Source organism: uncultured Roseobacter sp. (assembly GCF_947499265.1).
Taxonomy (GTDB): domain Bacteria; phylum Pseudomonadota; class Alphaproteobacteria; order Rhodobacterales; family Rhodobacteraceae; genus Roseobacter.
This window is the reverse complement of record NZ_CANMNK010000007.1, coordinates 251,323-272,703: the sequence shown is the minus strand read 5'-3', so window position 1 is coordinate 272,703 and position 21,381 is coordinate 251,323. Positions and strand designations below refer to the sequence as shown.

The 21,381-nt window shown below is 61.2% G+C and carries 18 protein-coding genes; 8 read left to right on the top strand and 10 right to left on the bottom strand.

Annotated features, from left to right (window positions below):
- Nucleotides 1–106 precede the first annotated feature (106 nt).
- The 3 genes from Q1A63_RS19805 to Q1A63_RS19795 all read right to left on the bottom strand — a co-directional run bounded on the left by Q1A63_RS19805 (nt 107) and on the right by Q1A63_RS19795 (nt 5,521).
- On the bottom strand, nt 107–2,197 hold the full coding sequence (locus Q1A63_RS19805; protein ID WP_299632402.1) for a PQQ-dependent dehydrogenase, methanol/ethanol family: 2,091 nt from the start codon (nt 2,195–2,197) through the stop codon (nt 107–109).
- Between the two features lie 272 nt (nt 2,198–2,469).
- Complete coding sequence (locus Q1A63_RS19800) at nt 2,470–3,714, bottom strand: FAD-binding oxidoreductase (RefSeq protein ID WP_299632401.1); 1,245 nt, start codon at nt 3,712–3,714, stop codon at nt 2,470–2,472.
- 106 nt (nt 3,715–3,820) lie between these two features.
- Complete coding sequence (locus Q1A63_RS19795; RefSeq protein ID WP_298974794.1) at nt 3,821–5,521, bottom strand: thiamine pyrophosphate-binding protein; 1,701 nt, start codon at nt 5,519–5,521, stop codon at nt 3,821–3,823.
- A 137-nt stretch (nt 5,522–5,658) separates the two neighbouring features.
- Here Q1A63_RS19795 and Q1A63_RS19790 point away from each other — a divergent pair, with 137 nt between their 5' ends.
- A complete protein-coding gene (locus Q1A63_RS19790) occupies nt 5,659–6,396 on the top strand; it encodes an aspartate/glutamate racemase family protein (protein ID WP_298974793.1) in 738 nt (245 codons plus the stop codon).
- A gap of 6 nt (nt 6,397–6,402) precedes the next feature.
- Here the strand turns inward: Q1A63_RS19790 and Q1A63_RS19785 are convergent, their stop codons facing one another.
- Both Q1A63_RS19785 and Q1A63_RS19780 read right to left on the bottom strand, forming a co-directional pair.
- Entirely contained in the window at nt 6,403–7,473 is a 1,071-nt protein-coding gene (locus Q1A63_RS19785) for a saccharopine dehydrogenase C-terminal domain-containing protein (RefSeq protein ID WP_298974792.1), read from the bottom strand.
- A 100-nt stretch (nt 7,474–7,573) separates the two neighbouring features.
- Nucleotides 7,574–7,918 carry an FCD domain-containing protein gene (locus Q1A63_RS19780; protein WP_298974791.1) on the bottom strand — a complete coding sequence of 115 codons (345 nt, stop codon included), beginning with the start codon at nt 7,916–7,918 and terminating at the stop codon, nt 7,574–7,576.
- Here Q1A63_RS19780 and Q1A63_RS19775 point away from each other — a divergent pair.
- The 6 genes from Q1A63_RS19775 (at nt 7,906) to Q1A63_RS19750 (ending at nt 17,328) form a co-directional block, all read left to right on the top strand.
- Nucleotides 7,906–8,142 carry a hypothetical protein gene (locus tag Q1A63_RS19775; RefSeq protein WP_298974789.1) on the top strand — a complete coding sequence of 79 codons (237 nt, stop codon included), beginning with the start codon at nt 7,906–7,908 and terminating at the stop codon, nt 8,140–8,142. The genes Q1A63_RS19780 and Q1A63_RS19775 overlap by 13 nt on opposite strands.
- Nucleotides 8,143–8,284: 142 nt before the next feature.
- Complete coding sequence (locus Q1A63_RS19770) at nt 8,285–10,687, top strand: FAD-dependent oxidoreductase (RefSeq protein ID WP_299632400.1); 2,403 nt, start codon at nt 8,285–8,287, stop codon at nt 10,685–10,687.
- The gene (locus Q1A63_RS19765; protein WP_299632399.1) at nt 10,684–12,228 is read left to right on the top strand and encodes a trimethylamine methyltransferase family protein; all 1,545 of its coding nucleotides are present in this window, start codon (nt 10,684–10,686) and stop codon (nt 12,226–12,228) included. The genes Q1A63_RS19770 and Q1A63_RS19765 overlap by 4 nt, the downstream gene beginning before the upstream one ends.
- 3 nt (nt 12,229–12,231) lie before the next feature.
- The gene (locus Q1A63_RS19760) at nt 12,232–12,915 is read left to right on the top strand and encodes a TetR/AcrR family transcriptional regulator (protein ID WP_299632398.1); all 684 of its coding nucleotides are present in this window, start codon (nt 12,232–12,234) and stop codon (nt 12,913–12,915) included.
- Nucleotides 12,916–13,031: 116 nt separating this feature from the next.
- A complete protein-coding gene (locus Q1A63_RS19755; RefSeq protein ID WP_299632397.1) occupies nt 13,032–14,153 on the top strand; it encodes an efflux RND transporter periplasmic adaptor subunit in 1,122 nt (373 codons plus the stop codon).
- A gap of 10 nt (nt 14,154–14,163) precedes the next feature.
- Nucleotides 14,164–17,328 (top strand): efflux RND transporter permease subunit, encoded by a 3,165-nt coding sequence (locus Q1A63_RS19750; RefSeq protein ID WP_298974784.1) that lies wholly within the window; start codon nt 14,164–14,166, stop codon nt 17,326–17,328.
- 2 nt (nt 17,329–17,330) lie between these two features.
- Here the strand turns inward: Q1A63_RS19750 and Q1A63_RS19745 are convergent, their stop codons facing one another.
- The 5 genes from Q1A63_RS19745 to def (Q1A63_RS19725) all read right to left on the bottom strand — a co-directional run bounded on the left by Q1A63_RS19745 (nt 17,331) and on the right by def (Q1A63_RS19725) (nt 20,082).
- Nucleotides 17,331–17,567, bottom strand: a complete 237-nt coding sequence (locus tag Q1A63_RS19745) for a hypothetical protein (protein ID WP_298974783.1) — start codon at nt 17,565–17,567, stop codon at nt 17,331–17,333.
- Nucleotides 17,568–17,576: 9 nt separating this feature from the next.
- Nucleotides 17,577–18,485 carry a methionyl-tRNA formyltransferase gene (gene fmt / locus Q1A63_RS19740; protein ID WP_298974782.1) on the bottom strand — a complete coding sequence of 303 codons (909 nt, stop codon included), beginning with the start codon at nt 18,483–18,485 and terminating at the stop codon, nt 17,577–17,579.
- Between the two features lie 84 nt (nt 18,486–18,569).
- Nucleotides 18,570–19,067: a peptide deformylase gene (gene def, locus Q1A63_RS19735; protein ID WP_298974781.1), complete on the bottom strand. Its 498-nt coding sequence runs from the start codon at nt 19,065–19,067 to the stop codon at nt 18,570–18,572.
- Nucleotides 19,064–19,567 carry a peptide deformylase gene (gene def, locus Q1A63_RS19730; RefSeq protein WP_299632396.1) on the bottom strand — a complete coding sequence of 168 codons (504 nt, stop codon included), beginning with the start codon at nt 19,565–19,567 and terminating at the stop codon, nt 19,064–19,066. The genes def (Q1A63_RS19735) and def (Q1A63_RS19730) overlap by 4 nt, the downstream gene beginning before the upstream one ends.
- Nucleotides 19,564–20,082: a peptide deformylase gene (gene def, locus Q1A63_RS19725; RefSeq protein WP_298974779.1), complete on the bottom strand. Its 519-nt coding sequence runs from the start codon at nt 20,080–20,082 to the stop codon at nt 19,564–19,566. Before def (Q1A63_RS19725) ends, def (Q1A63_RS19730) begins: the two co-directional genes overlap by 4 nt.
- A gap of 100 nt (nt 20,083–20,182) precedes the next feature.
- Between def (Q1A63_RS19725) and Q1A63_RS19720 the strand changes: the two genes are divergently transcribed.
- Nucleotides 20,183–21,379 (top strand): PatB family C-S lyase, encoded by a 1,197-nt coding sequence (locus Q1A63_RS19720; protein ID WP_299632394.1) that lies wholly within the window; start codon nt 20,183–20,185, stop codon nt 21,377–21,379.
- Nucleotides 21,380–21,381 lie beyond the last annotated feature (2 nt).

Genomic DNA, 21,381 nt, shown 5'->3' with positions numbered 1-21,381 from the left:
GGTCAATCTAGACCGAACCCGGCAGCGCCACCATCCACATGTGGCGATCTGGGGCGTCAGAGGTTGGTTGCGCGACATGAATGCCGTGCCGCGCGACCGTGTTTTGCTATTGCGGACGCACCGCATCCGCTGTGCCCTGGACAAAGGCGATCAGCTTTTCCACATCCTCTTCGGTCAGCTTGTCCGCAAACGATGGCATGCCACCGGCCACCATGCTGCCGCCCAGAACGATATCACTGGCATTCATCAGCAGGTCAGCATCCGAATAGCCCAGATTGGGCACGCCACCGCCGTTATTCACACCCGGCACCCCGTGGCAGAAAAGGCAGTTGGACACGTAGATCGCCAACCCGTCCCCCACGTGATCCGGATTATAGGGCACCCCTTCGACAAGTGTGAGCCGCTCGCTCTTTACGGTCTCAGGCAAGGGCGCATCGCCGCCAATTTTGAAGGTATAGACACGCCCCGGACCGACCTTATCCGTGGCCCGCTGCATCATGCCATAAACACCGCCCCAGCCGACGGCAATAGTCACATATTGGGTGCCATCCTTCTCCCATGTCGCGGGGGCCGCCACGACGCCCGAGCCCACAGGGGTTTGCCACAAGACCTCCCCCGTGGCCGCGTCATAGGCCATGAAACGCCCGTCCGCGGTGCCCTGAAACACCAGACCGCCCGCCGTCGTCAGCGTGCCGCCATTCCAGGGGGAGACGTATTCCGCGCGCCAAGCTTCTTTTTGGGCGACCGGGTCCCAGGCCAGCAGGTGCCCAAAGGCCGTGGCCTCAGGTGCGACCACGTTGAACAGATACCCCAGGTTCCAGCCGACGCCGGACATGGTGGACATGGGTTTATGCGAATTGAGCTCCCAGGCGGGGTCGGTCGATTGCACCAAAGGCACGCCTTGGGCGGGGATGTAGACCAGCCCGGTCTCAGGGTTGAAGCTCATCGGGTGCCAGTTGTGCGCGCCGTAGGCCGAGGGGATGGTCTCCCACGGATCGGTTTTAGAGCGCGCACCTTCGGCCTCAATGGGCCGCCCGTTTTCATCATAGCCCGTGGCCCAGGTCACTTCGACAAAGGGCTCTGCCGAGATGAACGCCCCATTCGTTCTATCGATCACGTAGAAGAAGCCGTTTTTCGGAGCCTGCATCAGCACCTTGCGCTTGGCACCATCGATTTCAAGATCGGCCAGAATGATATGCTGCGTGGAGGTGTAATCCCAGGTATCGCCGGGCGTATTCTGGTAGTGCCATTGGTATTCCCCCGTGGCCGGGTCAAGCGCGACAATCGATGCGAGATAGAGGTTGTCACCCCCACCCGGAGAGCGCAGATGCCGGTTCCACGGGGAGCCATTGCCTGTGCCCACATAGAGCAGCCCAAGCTCCGGATCATAGGCCATCGCATCCCAGATCGTGCCACCGCCACCGGCTTTCCAGTATTCCGCAAACGCGTCCCAGGTGGCTGCCGCCGCTTCCATTGACGCATCCTCATATCCCTCTGCCGGGTCACCGGGGACGACATACCACCGCCAGTCCATCGCGCCGGATTCAGCGTCATAGGCGCTGACATAGCCGCGCACGCCAAACTCCGCGCCGCCGTTGCCGATGATCACACGCCCATCGATCACGCGCGGCGCGCCGGTGATCGTGTAAGACATCTCGCGGTTCTCGATGGTGTCGGTTTTCCAGATCTGCGCGCCGGTGGCCGCGTCAATCGCGTGCAGATAGCCATCATAGGCACCGACAAAAACCGTGCCTTCGTAGATCGCCACACCCCTGTTCACCACGTCGCAACAGCCCTTGTGGGCGTACTCTCTTGGCACTTCCGGGTCATAGACCCACAATTCCTCCCCTGTGACCGCATCCAGCGCATGCACGATCGACCAGGAACCGGTGACATACATCACCCCATCCACCACAATCGGCGTTGCTTCGACACCCCGCCGCGACTGCATGTCATGTGACCAGACAAGACCCAATTCGCCCACATTCTCGGTGTTGATTGCGGTCAGTTTAGAGTGCCGTGTCTCTGCATAATCCAACCCGTAATTCAGCCAATTTCGCGTCTCGGAGGCGTTCTCAATGATCGCCGCTGTATCAATGCCCCCGGTGATGTCGCGTATCCGGTCTTCGCTCAGGGGTTCGGCTGATGCCAGCCCCGCTGCAGAAAGGGCGCAGACCGCCCAATACCAAAATCTCATATTTTCCTCCCATTGAATTACAGGTTGTCAAAGCACGCCAAAGTCACGGGGTCGTGCGGCTTGAGATACCGCTTTTTGATGTTTTTGTGCCGTGTTCGGAGGGGCAACACCCCCACTTTCAGATCGCAGCAGGCCGCAACCTGCAACGAAATCTGTTGCGGCGCGATAGGCACCAGCGTCCGCTAAAATCCGTTCAAAATCAACCTAAACGAGAGACGCTTTCAAGCTGGATCCATCCGCCGATGGCAATGCGGGCCTCGGGCTGTCAAACCCTAACGGGTCGCAAAGCGGTCGGGTGCATAGGGTTTCAGATCGATGTTCGGCGCACGCCCGGTAAGCATGGAGGCCACCAGCCGCCCGGTCTTTGGCCCTCCGGTCAATCCGATGTGGTGGTGACCAAAGGCCGTTATCACACCGGTTTGCCCAATCTCACCGATCAGCGGCAAACTGTCCGCAGGCGCTGGCCGATGGCCCATCCATTCCTCTTCGCGCCCATAGGTCAAGTTGGGATAGGCCTCTTTGACCTTCCGACGCAGCAGCGCGAAGGGCGCTCTGGAAGGCGCGGCCTCCAACCCGCCGAACTCGACAATCCCCGCACAGCGCAGACCTGCCGCCATGGGGGTCGCCACGAATTTGCCGCTGGCCACCATTGTCGGCGCGTCTGGCCCGCTTTCTGCCCCTTCAAAGACGATGTGGTAGCCGCGTTCGCTTTCCAGCGGCACCGAAAGCCGCAGTTTGCGCATCAACGGCTTTGACCAGACACCCGTCGCCAGAATGGCCCTGTCGCAGGGCATCGCACCCTCTTTTGTCACCACCGACGCAATGCGCCCGCCTGTTATCTCGAAGTCCACCACTTCTGTCTCGCGGATCTGCCCGCCCATCCTGGTGAAGACCTCGGCCAGTGCAGTGACGTAGCCGCCAGGATCCCGAATAAACCCATGGTCTTTCATCGTCGCCAGACAGCCGATGGTGGTGGATAGATTGGGCTCCGCCGCCTGCACCTCTGCGCCTTCACGCAGGTGCGGCTCGAACCCGGCCTGACGCCGCAGCGACCAGGTATAGCTGTCCGCTTCAAAAGCCGCGCGATCCGCATAGGCGAAGTGGTAATCGCTGTCGGTGACCCAATGCGCGGCCTCTGTACCATCGGTCAGCGCTTTGTGCTGTTCCACCGCATCCGCGACAATCGGCGTCAAACCTGCAGCAATCCGGCGGGTTTCGGTATCACTGGCATGGCCGAGGTATTTCATCAGCCAGGGTGCCAGTTTCGGCAGGTAAGACCAGCGCAGAAACAGGGGGAAATTCGCGTCCAGCAACATGCCCGGTGCTTTTCGCACCAGCCCCGGCGCGGTCACCGGCACCATCGAGCAGGCGGCCAAAACACCTGCATTGCCATAGGAGGTTCCCTGACCCGGCGCCGCGCGATCCAGAAGAGTGACATCCGCACCAAACCGTTTCAGCCAGATTCCCGTAGAGACGCCCACAATACCGGCCCCGACGATGATAATTTTCTGTGTCACGGTTGAGCTTGCCTGCCTGTTGTTCCTGATCCGAGACTGCGCCCGAGGGTTCCGTCACAATGACGGCACGCATGTGTTCGTCAATCCGTTTTCACGATCAGGACCATCAGCCCATCCAGCGGCGCACCGGTGCGTTGCTCTCTTCAAGCGGTTGCGTGATGATATCCACCAGGGTTGGGCCGTCATGGGCAATCGCGCGGCGCAGCACCGCCTCCAGATCCTCCGGAGCCTCGACTTTCCAGGACGTGACACCGTAAGCCGCAGCGACCGCGGCCTGATCCACGCGGGTGAAATCCACGTTGTGATAACGCGCGCCCTTGTCGTCCTTCTGGCTTGCCTTGATCCAACCGAAATTGCTGTTGGAAAAGACGATGTAGGTGATGTTGGCGCGCGCGCGGCATACCGTTTCCAGCTCGCCGCAGGTGAACCCGAAGGAGCCGTCGCCCATCAGCGCGACGATCTTGCTCTCCGGCCTGCCGTACCACGCGCCCAGCGCCGCCGACATCGCATAGCCGAGCGCCCCATGCGCCCGGTTGGTGATGAAATAGCGCCCGGCCCTTGGCAGTTGATAGTAGGCCGAGAAATACGGGCAACTGGTGCCAGGATCGGACACGACGGTGGCATCCTCCGGCAATACGCGCTGCAGGGTTGCAATCACCCGTTCCGGTCGGATCGGGGCGTCATTGCTGTTGGCCAAGGTCTGAAACTGCGCGAATTTTCGGCGTTTGATGTCCTCTGCCGCCGCTGCACCACCGAAGGTCGCATGCCCCTGCCCCTGCCCCTTGCGGTCCAGCACCGCGTTCGCCGCCGCCAAGGCCAGTTTCAAATCCGCCACCACCGCTACTTCTGCGCGGTAGTTCGCGCCGATGACCATCGGATCACTGTCAAAATGCACGACCCTGCCACCGGGCTTTGGCGCTTCCCACCGCGCCGTTGTGGTGGAGCCCGCACGACAGCCCATGAAAATCACCAGATCCGCGCCCACCAACGCTTCCCATGTTTCATCAGTACCGCCATTTGAGCCGACCACGCCAACGGATTGCGGGTGCGTTTCCGCCAGTGACCCCTGCCCCGAGATCGACGTGACCACGGGAAGGTCGAGGCGCGTTGCCAACCGGTCGAGTTCCGCCATCGCGCCGGCAATGACAACACCGCCGCCACAGACAATCACCGGGGACTTCGCTGACAAGATCGCGTCGAGCGCGGCTTCGACGGCGCCCGGGGCCGGGGCCGCGCGGTAGGCGGGGTAGCTTTGGTGCATGGGATCTGCCCAGATATCCTCCGGGTCGACCGCGTCATATTGGATGTCATAGGGCAGACCCAGATGCGCCGCACCGGGCCGCCCTGTTGTCATGGCCCGAAAGGCCGCACGCACCATGCGCGGCACATGGGTCGCCTGTTTGATCACGGTATTCCACTTGGTCATCGGGCGCATCAGCGCCTCCTGATCCACCTCGGTCAGAGGGTACTTGCCATAGGTGCCCACCGAAATGTCGGTGGTGATGCCCAGAACCGCATATGAGCTCTCGCTCGCTTCAATCAGCCCCGGCAGAATATAGGTGGCACCACCCCCGGACGGCCCTTCGCATACGCCCGGTCGGCCGGTCACCCGCGCATAGCCGTCCGCCATATAGGCCGCCGAGCGTTCATCACGGGTCAGCACATGCGTCATCCCATGGTCGAGCCCACGCATCGCATCATAGAATGGCAGGCTGGTATCCCCGCAGAGCCCAAAGACATGCTTCACCTGATGCGCGTCCAGCATTCGGACCATCGCCTCGGCACCGTTGAGGGAGTTTGCCGTCATCACATCTCCTCGGAAAACAGGCCACCCAGCCTGCATGCCCATATGTATCGTTTTCAGAAGATGATGAAAACATCGCCGGGCTGGACATTGACAGCAAATTGCGCTGCTTGGAACGTAGAGATTTCGGGAGGTTTCAGATGACCGTACAATCAGGGGGCAAGACGGTCTACGGTGCGACAGTCGGTATTCTGATGCTGGAAACACGGTTCCCGCGCATTCCCGGCGACATCGGCAACGCCCTGACCTGGCCCTTTCCAGTGCACTACCGCGTGGTTGAGGGTGCGACGCCTGATCTGATCGTACGAGGGGACGCGCGCGCCATGCGCGATGCCTTCATCAACGAGGCGCAGGCGCTGGTGCGCATGGGCTGCGACGGGATCGTCACCAATTGCGGGTTCTTGTCGATCCTTCAGGACGATCTCAAAACGGCGCTGGGAGTGCCCGTGGCCAGTTCATCCCTGATGCAGGTGCCGATGATTGCCCAGACCCTGCCTGCAAACAAGCGCGTTGGGATCCTGACCATCTCCAAGGAAAGCCTGACCCCGGATCATCTGAAAGGCGCGGGCGTGTCGCCCGAGACGCCGATCATGGGCACCGAGAGGGGACGCTGCTTTTCGCAAACCATCCTAGACGATGAATATGAGATCGACTTCGAGGCCTGCCGGTTGGACATGATCGACGCCGCGCGCGCGTTGACCGCAGAACACGATGACATCGGCGCCATCGTTCTGGAGTGCACCAATATGGTGCCCTACGCGTCCGACATCCGGGTGGCGACCGGGCTGCCGGTCTATTCCATCTACACCCTGGTGACGTGGTTTCAGAGCGCCCTGTCACCCCGCAGTTTTGCAGGGGCGTTGAACGATCCGCGCTGACAGCCCCTAAAACGCTCCGTGTTCGGCGTAGGCCGAGCCAGTATGCGTCTTCAGAAAGGCGGAGAGTGGCACGTCTTCCTGTTTCAGAAACCCCTGATCGGGCAGTGTGCCTTTGCGCACCATCTCGATGATGCCCACAACCGAGGACGCGGTCGTCCAGGCGATAGCCGTGCGGCGCTTGCCCGCCAGGGTGATCGGTTTGTAGCCCCGCACGAATTCGCGCCGTGCAAGCCTGCCCTCAATCTCGCCTTCGGCGGAGACATGAACATAGACGATGTCATCCTCAACGGGCGGCTTGGCATTGACCAATATCTCTCCCGCTTCGCGGCGGCGTTCCCGCATCAGCAATTCATGGAAAAAGAAATTCATCAAATCCACGTGGCCTGGATAGCGCATTGTTTTGTAATCGATATTTGGCACGCGCCCCAGATAGGTCTCGCACATGGTGCCAAGCCCGCCGGAGGTAGTGAAAGCCTCCAGCTCGGTGCCATCGATGTAGAGTTTCTCGATCCATTCCATCGGCGAGACCCATTTGATCTGGCCGTCTTCCAGCACCTCGCAGTCGTTCAGATACTCGTTTACCACGCCTTCCGGCGACCAGTTGAACGAATACCCCATCAACCCCGTGGGGTGTTGTGGCAGCGCGCCCACCCGCATTTTGCAGGCGCGACATTCGGAAAACTGGCTGATCAGATCGGCCCCGACAATGCCCACAAATCCAGGTGCCAGGCCACATTGCGGCGCCATCAACCCTTTGGCATTTTTGGAAAGCTCCAGAATGGTCTTGGTGGTTGGCACATCTTCGGTCAGGTCGAAATAATGAATGCCCGCCGCATGCGCCACTGTCGCAACGGAGGTGTTCAGATGATAGGGCAGACAGGATAGAACCGCATCCGCTGCGTTCAGATCATCCTCATACTGCGCAGGGTCCGACAGATCGCGGGTTTTGGTCTCAAACGGCAGATCCGACGCTTTCCGCTGCATATCAATGCCCGTGACGGTGAACCCCGCAGATTGCAAAAGCTCACCGGCCAGTGTGCCCACCTTGCCCAGACCCAATACGACGATGCGTTCCATGCTGCCCCTCCTGATCAATTCCTTGCCGCGATGCGCCATGCAAAGCCGCTTCTGACGGAGATGGCAATCACAATCCAACACCTCGGCGGGGTGTCACGGTTCAGGATGGAGCATTGAGGCGCAGGATGGTCTTGCGCGCGGCTTCCGTTGCCTGCGCGCGCCGCCTGCTGATATGGTCGCGCATCGCGGCAACCGCCCACGGCCCGTCGCCCGCAGCCAGCGTGGTCACCGCTTTCGATTGGTGCGCCGACGTGAGCCCGCGCCAGTCTTCCATGTCGACCCAACACACCAACCGCAGACGCGCGTTCAGATTTGCCAATACACGTTCCAATTCCCGGTTGCCGGAAAGGCGCACCATCTGCATTTGAAAAACTACATTCGCTTTTTGCGCGCACCGGGGAAAGCCGGCGGGTTTGCACGGAATCGACCTGCATGCTCCCTTCATCTGCGCAGTGTTTGACGGATGGTTTCATTCGGACAGTCACCGATAAATCCGATCCGAATCACCTCAAGCACAACACGTCGAACCGCGACATCGATCTCTGCGCGTTTTGTGGCCAAACCCCGGAACAGACGGCGGCCCTACGCGATCTGGTCCTGCGGAATATCGCCAACCCTGAAAGCCTTGGGTTTGTCGGGATGACGCAACCCGGATGGCAACGCGAATAGGTCTCATTCCGGTTGGGCAGAAATTTCTTCTGCCCTTCCTTGCAGCAACTTCTTGACGGGCGGACGGATTTGATCTTAGCGTCTGGGCAGTAATGTACAGTACTGTCCAGAGCTATCGCTAAGATCACCGGGAGGATCCGTCATGAAGTCGCACTACCGCGTTGTTGTCATCGGGGGCGGCGTTGTCGGCGCCTCCGTCCTCTATCATCTGGCCAAACTGGGTTGGACGGACGTCTGCCTGATTGAACGCTCGGTGCTGACGGCCGGGTCCAGTTGGCACGCGGCGGGCGGCATCCACGCGCTGAACGCGGACCCCAACATCGCGCAACTGCAGGCCTACACAATCGATCTGCTGAGCGAGATCGAGGCAGAAAGCGGTCAGAACATCGGACTGCACATGACCGGTGGGTTGACCATGGCGGGCACGCCCGACCGCTGGGAATGGTTGCAATCGGCCTACCGGACGTTCCAGTCCATCGGCATTGATGACTGCCGTCTGGTCAGTGTTGAAGAAGCGGTTTCGCTCAACCCCATCATGTCGGGCGAGGGGCTGCTCGGCGGCATGTGGGCCGACCGTGAAGGTTACATCGATACCACCGGCACGGTGCACGCCTATGCTGGGGCGGCGAAAAAACGCGGGGCCACGGTCGTCGAACACAACCGTGTGCTGGAGCTGAACCAGACCCTTGAGGGCTGGGAGGTTGTCACCGAAAAGGGCACGGTGACCTGCGAACATGTGGTCAATGCCGCAGGTCTCTGGGCCAAGCAGGTGGGGCGCATGGCGGGCATCGAACTGCCGGTCTCGCCGCTCAACCACCACTACCTGATTTCGGACACCATCCCGCAGCTGGAGGACATTGACTTCGAGGTGCCGATGACGGTGGATCTCGAGGGCTTCACCTATCTGCGCCAGGACCAGAAGGGCGTGCTGCTGGGCATCTACGAGATCAACCACCAGCACTGGATGATGGACGGCGCGCCCTGGGAATACGGGTTTGAACTGCAGCAGGAAGACCCCGATCGCATCGAGCACGAACTAACGCTCGGATTTGAACGCTACCCCTGCCTGCAGGAGGTCGGCGTGAAGACATGGGTCAATGGCGCCTTCACCTTCTCGCCCGATGGCAACCCGCTGGTCGGCCCGGTGCCGGGCAAGCGCGGCTACTGGTCGGCCTGCGCCGTGATGGCAGGTTTCCTGCAGGGCGGCGGCGTCGGCAAATCGCTCGCGGAATGGATGATCCACGGCACGCCCGAGGCGGATGTCTACGGCATGGACGTGGCGCGTTACGGTGTCTGGGCCGAGAACAAGCAATACATCAAGGAAACCACAGGGCAATTCTATACCCGCCGTTTTGTGATGACCTATCCCAACGAGCAACTGCCCGCGGGTCGCCCGCTGAAAACTGCCGGCGCCTACACGGATATGACCGCTGCGGGTTGCCAATGGGGGCAAAGCTGGGATCTGGAGGTACCGCTTTATTTTGCAGAGCCGGGGTTCGCAGAGACGCCCTCGCTCAAACGCTCAAACGCCCACGATATTGTCGCAGAGGAATGCCACGCGGTCCGCGAACGGGTAGGCTTGCTCGATATCACCGGCTTTTCCCGCTTCGAGGTCTCCGGGCCAAACGCGGAACGCTGGCTGAACCGCGTTATGGCCTCGAAACTACCGAAACCAGGCCGCGCACGGCTCGCACCGATGTTGGCCGAAGATGGACGGCTGAAAGGGGATTTGACGGTCTTCAACTGGGGCGACGGCACCTGGTGGATCATGGGCAGCTACTATCTGCGCGCCTGGCATATGCGCTGGTTCAACGACCATATGGAGGACGGCGTCGCCCTCCGCGATCTGGGTGAAGACACGGCCGGTTTCTCCCTCTCTGGTCCGGCCTCGACAAAGGTTATGGAGAGACTGACCGATGGTCCCGTGGGCGATCTGCCCTTCATGGGCTGCGGTGCCTTCGACATCGGCCTTTTGCGCTGCAAGGTTGGGCGACTGTCGGTGACCGGCGAGTTGGGCTATGAAATCCACTGCCGCGCGGGCGATCACGCCACCCTACGCCGCATCCTGCTCGAAGCAGGCACGGATCAAGGCATCCGCGAAGTGGGCTTCAACGCGCTCCTGAGCTTGCGGATCGAGAAAAGCTTTGGCATCTGGAACGCCGAATTCACCCAAGGTTACACGGCGGGCATGACCGGCATGGACCGCTGGATCGACTGGGACAAGGACTTCGTGGGCAAACCCGCCGCTATCGCCGAGCGCGACGGCAATGGCCCTGCGCAAATCCAGGTCACTCTGGAAATCGACGCCGAGGGCGCGGATGCCAGCGGCTTTGAACCCATCTGGTCGGAGGGCAAGCAAGTTGGTTTTGTCACCTCCGGCGCCTACGGGCACACAACCGGCAAATCGCTCGCCATGGCGCTGATCAATGCCGAAAACGCAACGCCGGGCACCACGCTGAGCGTGCATGTGGTCGGCGTGGAACACCGGGCGAAGGTGATCCCACCCTCACCCTATGACCCTGAAGGTAAGGCGATGCGGGGATGACGCTGGCAGAAAACTCAGGCCGCAGACGCACACGCCGGGGCGGTGGGGCCGCGGCGCACCAAACCCGCAAGGTCGACTATCGAAACCTGCGCAACCCTTTCCCACCGATGACGATTTTCTCGGAGGATCGCATTGAGGCCATTCACGAAGCAGCGCTCGATGTGCTTGAGACACTCGGCATCAGGGTGCTGCTGCCGGAGGCGCGCAAGGCCTATCGCGCCGCAGGTGCACAGGTCGATGACAGCACCGAAATTGTGCACATCGGTCGTGAAATCGTTACCGCCGCGCTGGCCACCGCGCCGACGTCGATCCCCGTCACGGCGGGGGCGCGGGAGCGCGATATTGTGCTGGAGCTTGGCAATCTGGTGTTTCAGCCGGGCGCTGGCGCGCCACACGCAACCGACCTGGAGCGGGGCCGCCGTCCCGGCACGGAACGCGATTTTCGCGAGTTGGTGCAGCTCACCCAGCATTTCGACGTGTTGCACATGGTGCCACCGCTGATTGAGCCACAGGATGTGCCCATGCACCTGCGTCACTACGCGACGCTCGACGCGCAGTTGTCGCTGTCGGACAAGGTGCCCTTCATCTTCTCGCGGGGCACGCCACAGGTCGAACAGAGCTTCGAAATGCTCCGCGACTTCAGGAGCCTGTCCGACGCGGAATTCGCCGCCGTCAGCCATTGCTACACGATCATCAACACCAATTCACCGCGCACACTCGACGTGCCCATGGCGCAGGGGCTGATGGATTTCGCCAAGGCCGGTCAGGTCAGCATCGTCACTCCCTTTACCCTGATGGGTGCTATGGCCCCGATCACGGTCGCAGGTGCCATGACCCTCAGCCACGCCGAAGCGCTGGCCGCGATCACCCTCACGCAGCTCGTGCGCCCCGGCGCACCCGTGTGCTACGGCACTTTCACCTCGAACGTGGACATGAAATCCGGCGCGCCCGCTTTTGGGACGCCAGAGCACTTCAAGGCCAGCCTCGCCGCCGGCCAATTGGCTCGTCGCATCGGCCTGCCCTGGCGCTGCGCCAGCGGATCCGCTGCCAATCTGAATGACGTCCAGGCAGCGAATGAAACGCAATTCGGGACCTGGGGGTGCCTGCTGGCCGGGGCAACGGTGGTGATCCATGCCGCGGGCTGGCTGGAAGGGGGATTGACCGTATCTTATGAAAAACTCATCACCGACCTGGAGGTTCTGCAGATGGTTGCAGAACTATGCGCCACCACCCCGGCGGAAAATGCCGACATCGCTTTGGATGCCCTGACCGAAGTGCAACCGGGCGGGCATTTCTTTGGCGCAGCCCACACAATGGAACGCTATCAGACAGCATTTTATGAGCCATTGATCGGCGATCTGTCGAATTTCGGAACCTGGGAAGAACGCGGCGCGCTGGACACAACTACCCGCGCGACGCAGATGTGGAAACGCATCGTGGCAGAGGCAAAAGCGCCGTCCATAGACGCAGATGCACTGGCGCGGCTGCACGGGTATATTCGCACAAAATCTGAGGCGGGCGGCGCCCCGCCGGAAAGCTGATCCTTGGAGCACTCGCAAAACACATCAAATGGCGATTCATCGCCAGAGGGCGACCGCCCGGTCGGCAACATCAAGGTCACACGCCAGAACTGGCTGGATGCCGCGCGCGAAGCCCTGATTGCCAATGGCGTTGAAGGGGTGAAAATCCAGGTGCTTGGCGCGCAGCTGGATGTCTCTCGCTCCAGCTTTTACTGGTATTTCAAGTCGCGCCAGGACTTGCTGAATGCCCTGCTCGAGCATTGGCAGAAGACAAATACCGCGGCCCTTGTGGCAAAAACCGAAGAGCCTGCCCAGACCATCACCGAAGCCGTGGGCAATGTGTTCCGCTGTGTGATCAACCCGCAGCTTTTTAACACGCGGCTGGATTTTGCCATTCGGGACTGGGCGCGCAGATCACCCAAGGTGCGCAAAATTCTGCACGCCTCTGAAAACAAGCGACTTGAAGCGCTGCACGCCATGTTCATCCGTCACGGTTACGAAGACCTTGAGGCCGTCGCCCGCGCGCGCATTCTCTACTACATGCAAATCGGATATGACGACGCGCAATTGGGTGAGCCGATGGAAGACCGCAGCCGTCTGCTGCCAAGCTACCTGCTGGGCTTTACCGGGCAACAGGCAAGTCAGGATGAAATCGCCGCTCTTGTGCGCTATGCGGACGCGGTGGAGGCGCAGAAACAAGGCGATTAGTCTTCGGATGAACCCGCAGGGAAAACTGCGCCTGCGCACCTAAGCGTTATTTGCTTCCCGCAGGAATATGCTAGACCGTTCGGTATCGTAGCTGACTGACCCCAAAGGCATGCTCCATGAGTCTATTATCCATTTTTCGGCTGGCGCAGCCTCTTGCATGGGCGGCGGCTTTTGCTTTTTCAGCCACATCAGCTCTGGCGCAGGGCGGGCCCGCTGCGGTTGGTGTCGAAACCGTAAACTATCAGAGCATCGCGGAGACCGTGCCACTCTTTGCAGAAGTGGTGACATCGCGCGAAGGCACAGTGGCTAGCCGCATTGCCGGGACGGTGGATAAAGTTCATGTTCTGGAAGGAGTTACCGTGAATGAAGGCGACATCCTCGCCGAGCTGGACACCGAACTTCTGGAAATCCTGTCGCGCCAGGCAGACGCGCTTTTGGCGGAGGCGCGGGCCGGGATTGCGACGGCCACATCGCGCGTAGACCGGTCAACCAAATCCCTTGCCCGCATCGAAGGGTTACGGGGGACATCCGCCTTTTCAACCAGCCGTTTCGACGAAGCGCAGAGCGATTTCTTTGAAGCACAAGGAGAATTGGCAGAGGCCGAAGCACGGGTTCAAACCGCACAGGCCAATGTCGCAGAGACCACTTATCAACTGGAACGCGCGCTGATCAGAGCCCCGTTTTCCGGCATCGTGCTTGAGGTGAACACAAATCCGGGCGAATTCATCAGTTCCGGCGCGCCGGTGGTATCGCTGCTCGACACCCAATCCTTTGAGATCGAGGCCAGCGTACCGTCCAAATACGTGCGTGTCCTGGAGCCGAGGCTGCGCGTGATTGGCATAAGCGAGGCGGGGGAAGAGCTGGACCTCACCGTGCGCGTCCTCCTCCCCGTCGAAGATACAGCGACCCGCACGCGGCCAGTGCGCTTTTCCTCGCCTGGTCTTGCGGATTTGCAAACCATTGCCATCGGGCAATCGATCACGGTGTCGATCCCGATCAGTGCGCCGCGCGAAGTCCTCTCCGTGCCCAAAGACGCTTTGGTACAGGCACGGGGCGGATGGACGGTTTTTGTCGCGGAGGACGGGCATGCCACACCGCGCACCGTGCAGATCGGCGTGGCACTGGGGGACCGGTTCGAAGTGTTGAGCGGTCTGACAGAAGGGGATGTCGTGGTCACGCGCGGCAACGAGCGGCTGCGCCCGGGCCAATCCATCGCGCCCATGAGCGCCAGCAACTAGGGAGACCGCCATGGATTTCATCCGGTTTGCCATCGATAGACCCGTCGCGGTGCTCGCGGCGGTCATCATGGCGGTTCTGTTCGGCATCATCGCGGTCACCCGCATCCCAATTCAGCTGGCCCCCGATGTCCGCAAACCCATCGTGGTGATCAGCACCGATTGGCCGGGGGCTGCGCCTTCCGAGGTTGAGCGCGAGATCCTTAACCCGCAGGAAGAGGCGCTACGCGGCCTTGAGGGTCTGGATATCATGACCTCCCGCGCCCGGTCAGGCGAAGCCGAGGTAACACTTGAATTCGGGATCGGCACGGATATGGGGCAGTCGCTTCTGCTCGTCTCCAACCGGCTCGACCGCGTGGGCGACTACCCTGACGAGGCGGGCGAACCTTCGCTGGATACCTCCGGCGCCGATGACAGCCCGATTGCCTGGGTGCTACTGACCGCTCAGGAAGGCAACACACGTTCCATGCCGACCTATGGCGATTTTGTCGAAGACATCATCAAGGACAGGATCGAGCGGGTAGAAGGCGTGTCCGCCGTTAATGTGTTCGGCGGCGTGACGCGCGAGTTGCAGGTTGTCGTGGACCCGCGCCAGCTGGCCCGTTTCGGCATGACGGTTCCCGATGTGGTCCGCACACTGCGCAATGAAAACATCTCGCTGTCGGCAGGCGATGTGGAGGAAGGCAAACGCCGGTATATCGTGCGGGCCGAAGGTAACCTCAACACCGTCGCGGCCATCGAGGAGGTCGTTTTACGCTCCGAGCGGAGCACCGGCGGGTCTGGTCGCGTGCGCGTGGGCGATGTGGCCGATGTGGGCTTTGCCTTTGGTGACCCGACCGCAAGGCTGCGGTTCCGGGGCGAGCCGGGTCTGGCTTTCAACATCGTGCGGGAACCGGGCGCAAATGTCATTGAAACCATGGAGGCCGTGCAAGAGGTCCTGGCCACGCTGGAAAGAGGGCCGGTAACCGATGCCGGCCTCAAGATGCGCCAGGTCTATGACGAAACCATCTATATCAATGGTGCCATTCAGCTTGTGACGCAGAACATCTGGATCGGGGGTGGGTTGGCGGCCCTGATCCTGTTGATGTTCCTGCGCAGTCCGCGCGCAACGCTGGTGGTGTCGCTGGCCATTCCGGTCAGCATCGTCGCCACATTCGTCGCCATGGCGGCCACCGGGCGGACGCTGAACGTCATCTCGCTGGCTGGGATCGCATTTGCCGTCGGCATGATCGTTGACGCGGCCATTGTGGTTCTGGAAAACATCTACCGGCTGCGGGAACAGGGAAAATCCCGGCGCGAGGCGGCCTATCTCGGCGCGAAACAGGTCTGGGGCGCGATCCTCGTCTCTGCGTTGACAACCGTTCTGGTCTTTGTCCCCATCCTGATCATGCAACTGGAGGCCGGGCAGCTTTTCCGTGACATCGCCGTGGCCATTTCCGTCTCTGTTCTGCTGTCGCTGATTGTCGCCGTGACGGTGATCCCGGCGCTTGCCAGCCGCCTGCTGAAGCGCGGCGAACAGGTCACGATGAGGATCTGGGGGCTTGATCATCTGGCCCATGGGTTCCACCGCCTGGTGATGTCCTATGTCCGCCTGACCGTGCGCTACCGGCGCGTCGGGCTGTTGATGGTCGCGGCCATCGCAGGGGGTGCCGGGGTTGCCGCCATCGCCTTTCTGCCGCGCCTGGAATACCTGCCCGAAGGCAACCGTAACCTTGTCTTTGGCCTGATTATCCCGCCGCCGGGATACAACCTCGACACCACGCAAACCATCGCACAACGCATCGAAGGCGTGGCCCGCCCCCTTTGGGAAGCGGCCCCTGCTCCGGCCATGGAAGATGGCACACCCACCATCGAGAATTTCTTTTTCGTAGCGACCCCTGGCAATAGCTTTGTCGGGGCGGCTGCAGTGAACGGCGCGCGCGCGGGCGAGCTGATCCCCGTTTTGTCGGGCCCTATTTTCGCGGAACCCGGCACCTTTGGTTTCATGACACAGCCTTCGCTTTTCGGGCGGGGTGTGGGCGGCGGGCGCACCATTGAGCTCAATATTTCAGGGCAGGATCTGGACGAAATTCTTGCTGTGGCCGGTCAGGCCGCGGGCACAATCGCAGGCCTCCTGCCCCGCTCCGAGGGTCACCAGTTCCGCCCGATCCCCGGGCTCGAACTGGGCGCACCGGAGGTACGGCTCGTCCCGGACCGGCTCAGGTTGGCGGACGCAGGTCTCACGGCCTCCGATCTTGCGCTGACGGTGGATGCCTTCAACGACGGGCTGCGCGTGGCGGAAATCACCGTCGGCGCAGAACGGCTGAACCTGATGCTCAAGGGCGATCCGGGGCTTCAGGTCGCGCAACGCACGCAAGACATCGGCAACTACCCCGTGGTCACACCCGGGGGTCAGATCGTGCCGGTCACAGCGCTCTCTGATGTGGTTGTGACGGCGGGGCCCACCGAGATCAGGCACCGGGATCGGTTGCGAACGGTCACGCTCGAAGTGCGCCCCTCGGACGCCTTGCCACTCGAAGCGGCAGTAGAGCTCTTGGAAACCGAGGTGGTCTCTGTCCTTGAGGCGCAGGGCCTGCCGAATGGCATCCGCGTCAGCGTATCCGGCACCGCGGATCAGCTCAGCCAGACGTGGGATGCGATCCAGATCAACCTCGCCGTGGCGCTGGTGATTGTTTTCCTCGTCATGGCGATCCTGTTTGAGAGTTTCGTTTTGCCACTGGTCATTCTGATTTCCGTGCCTGTGGCCGCAGCAGGTGGCGTGGGTGGGCTGGCGCTGCTCAACACCTTCCAAAACCAACCGCTCGATATGCTGACGTTGCTGGGATTCATCATTCTGGTGGGGATCGTGGTGAACAACGCGATCCTGATTGTGCACCAGACCCTTTATCACCTGCGGGACGAAGGTATGGCGCCGATTGATGCCATTGAAGAGGCCACGCGGAACCGCATTCGCCCGATTTTCATGTCCACGCTCACCAGTGTCTTCGGCATGCTGCCACTGGTGGTCTTTCCCGGCGAAGGCTCCGAGCTTTATCGTGGTTTGGGGGCGGTGGTGGTCGGCGGGCTCTCGATGTCGGCCTTCCTGACGCTGCTGACGGTCCCGCCGTTGTTGCGCCTCTGTGTGCGCGCTCCGAAGCCTGACGAGGATGCGGCGCTGTCAGGCACGCCAGCGCAATAGGTTTACTTGCGCCAGTGGAACGGCACAATGACCAGGGCCCCGATGGAGGCGGCGATGGCGTTCATCCCTGGGCTTGAAAAGCCAAACCCAAACATGATCCGGACGAAGTAGAATAAAAACGCCCCGCCAATGCAGATGATGATGCTCTGCAAATACCCATTGTGGGTAAATCCGGTTTTTTCGCAGAGATACCCCACGATACCCGCAATCACGACGGTGCCAAAGAGCGTCAGAAACATGGGCCTCTCCTATTCCAGCTGCCTACCGGCTTCCAGCGGCCAGCCCCGCAGAAACGCCTCTGCATCCTGTACCCCTTTGCCCGCGCGCTGCAAGCGGATGAGTTCCACGGCGCCCGCGCCGCAGACCACACGCAGGGGGTCATGCAGCACCTGACCGGGCGCGCCCTGACCCTGCGCGATGCGGGACTCCAACAGCTTAATCCGGGTCTCGCCATCAAGCGTCCAGGCGCCGGGAAAGGGCGACAGCCCCCGGATCAGCCTGTCCACATCCTCGGCGGGCTGGTGCCAATCCACACGCGCCTCCGATTTGTCGATTTTCTGAGCATAGGTCACGCCCTCAGCCGGCTGTGGTATGGCGGAAAGCCCGTCCAGATGGGTTAACGTTTCGACGATCAGCCCCGCCCCCATCTCGCTCAGACGGTCATGCAAACTCGCGGTCGTCTCGTGCAATCCGATGTCGACCTCACGGCGGGCAAGAACGGGCCCAGTGTCCAACCCCGCGTCCATCTGCATGATACAAACGCCCGTTTTCGCATCACCGGCCATGATCGCGCGATGAATAGGGGCCGCCCCGCGCCAACGCGGGAGCAGACTTGCATGAATGTTGAGGCACCCGCGCGCCGGTGCATCAAGCACCGCCTGTGGCAGGATCAGCCCATAGGCGACAACGACAGCCACATCTGCCTGCAGTGCCTGAAATTCCGCCTGGGCACTGGCGCTTTTGAGCGACACAGGGGTCCGCACGGGCAGGCCAAGCTCCAATGCTCTGGCATGCACGGGGCTGGGGCGCTCTTTCTTGCCACGGCCCGCCGGGCGCTGTGGCTGGCAATACACGCATACAAGCTCATGCCCGGCGTCGACCAAAGCATTCAGCACCGGAACCGAAAAATCCGGAGTGCCCATAAAGATCACGCGCATTTCTTCATCTCCAACATGCTACGGTCCATGACGCACCAAGGCGCCAGGGTTTGCGGCTGGTCACTCGGTGGGGTGTCCGCTGCTTCAGGTTTTGGCCTTCCGTGCTTTACGCAAAAGCATGTCACGCTTCACTTTGCTGAGACGATCAAAATACATCTTCCCCTGCAAGTGATCGATCTGGTGCTGCACGCTTGTCGCCTCCAGGCCGACAAAATCGCGGCGAACATAAAGCCCGTTTTCATCCATAAAGCGCACGGCCACGCCGCGGGGCCGCGATACTTTGGCCGAAAATCCGGGCAGGTTCGGGCTTGCCTCTTCATGATCATTCATGATCGCCGAGGCGTCGAGCACCGTCGGATTGGCCATGCGGATGCGCCGGTCGCGGGTGTCGGATGCGTCGACAACCGCCAGCTGCAACCCGATGCCGATCTGCGGCGCGGCTAGACCCACGCCCGGCATGGCATCCATCGTGTCGATCATGTCCTCCCAGATCGTCCGGATTTCATCAGTTATTTCTGCTACCGCTTCGGCCGGTCGGCGCAAACGCGGGTCCGGCCACGGCAGGCACCGGCGCACCGTCATTGCACCGCCTCGGCGTATTCCGCTTCCAGCCTGGCGCGCATCTCCGGTGTCAGATGATCGAAAGTGACGATACCATCGAGATGGTCCAGTTCATGCTGCACACAGGCGGCGGCAAACCCGGTGAAGGTTTGCACCTGATGCGCGCCCTCCAGATCGGTCCATGCCACGGTTATTTCGGCGGGCCGTTCGATCTCGGCGCTGACGCCCGGGATCGACAGGCACCCCTCGGTTTGCGTCGCGCGCGCCGCACTGCGCGCTTCAATCACCGGGTTGATGAAGACCAGCGGCGCGGGCGTGCCCTCTTTCCAATCGGTGTCCATCACGAAAATACGCGACATCGCGCCCACTTGTGGTCCGGCCAATCCCCGGCCCGGTGCGGCATACATGGTTTCCAACATATCCGCCGCCAGAACACGGAGATCCGCGTCAATCGCCGCCACTGGCGCGCAAACAGTGCTGAGTCGTGGGTCCGGCCAGCGCACAATGTCTCTGACGGTCATGCGCGCGCCAGCTCGCGCTTGAGTTTGACCATTTTTCGCGTGATCATCTGGCGTTTGAGCGGCTTGAGGTAGTCGATAAACAGCTTGCCATCCAGATGGTCGATCTCGTGCTGCGTGCAGGTCGCCCACAGCCCGTCAAAGACTTCGGTTTGCTCCTTGCCGTTGCGATCGATCCAGCGCACCTCAACCTCGGCAGGCCGTGTAACATCCGCAAACTGTTCGGGGATCGACAGGCACCCTTCCTCATAGACATTGGTTTCATCCGAGGAGGCGATGACCTCGGGGTTGAACATGATCAGCGGCCGCGGCGTTTCGGCCTCGCCTTTGACGCAATCCAGCACCACCAGCCGCTGCAGGATGCCCACTTGCGGGGCCGCCAACCCGATGCCCGGCGCGGCGTACATCGTCTCCAGCATATCATCGGCCAGGGCACGCAGCTCATCGCTCAGATCAGCGACGGGCGCGGCGTGTTTCTTCAGCCGCGGGTCCGGATGCAAAAGGATATTTCGTTTCATAAAACTTCATGTAAGACAGGAGCCCGCTGGCTGCAACATTGCCGGGCTTGCAGCCAGCCGAAATCTCGCTAGCTATAGGACAGCCCCAAAGGAGACCCCCATGAGCCTCGACGACAGCCACGACGCCCGTTTTGATACCGTGATCGACCGGCGCGGCACGCAATCGAGCAAATGGGACTACATGGAGAAATACTACGGCGTGTCACCGGAGGGCGGGCTGGCCATGTGGACCGCTGACAGCGATTATCCGACGCCAGCTTGCGTCACGGATGCCTTGCACCGCGCAGCAGATCACGGGATTTTCGGCTATTACCCGGTCAACGACGAATACCTTGCGGCCATCCAATGGTGGATGAAGACCCGGCACAACTGGCAGATAGAGCCCTCTTGGATTCTGACCGCTCAGGGGCTTGGCAATGCCATTGGGCTGTCGCTGGATGTCTGGACCGAGCCGGGCGATCAGGTTGTGATTTTCAGCCCCGTCTACCATGAGTTCCGCAACAAGGTGGAAAAATCGGGCCGGGAAGTGAACGAATGCCCGCTGAGACGGGACGGCGACACCTACATGCTGGATTTGGACGATGCGCAGGCGCGTATGACCGGGCGCGAAAAAATGCTGATCTGGTGTTCACCGCAAAACCCGTCCGGCCGCGTCTGGACAGCGGAGGAGTTGCGCTCCGTCGCGGACTTCGCTGCGCATAATGACCTCACGCTGGTATCGGATGAAGTGCATCATGATCTGGTTTACGCAGGCAGCACATTCGTGCCCATGCATATCGCCGTCCCCGAACACGAAGATCGGCTGATCGTGCTGACCTCCGCCTCCAAGACCTTCAATATTGCCGGGCAGCGCACCGGCAACATGATCATCCCGAACGCCTCCTTGCGCCGGGACATGCAAACCCGCCTGAATGCGCTGGATTACAAGCCCGCGGGGCTCAGCCTGCTGATGATCACCGCGGCTTATTCACCGGAAGGGGCTGAGTGGGTCGACGCGCAGGTCGCCTATCTGGAAGGCAATCGCGCGCTATTTGATGCCGCAATTGATACGATCCCGGGCGTGCATTCTCTACCGCTACGCTCCACCTATCTGGCTTGGGTGGATTTTGCCGGGACTGGCATGAGCTATGAGGAGATCTCCAGACGTGTGCTCGAAGACGCGCGTATCGCGCCCAGTGCAGGCCCGGAATTTGGCGCTGGGGGCGAGACGTTCCTGCGCTTCAACCTGGCAGCACCGCGTGCAACCATCCAGGAAGCCTGTAACAGGCTCACCGCTGCTTTCAGCGACTTGCAGTAGCT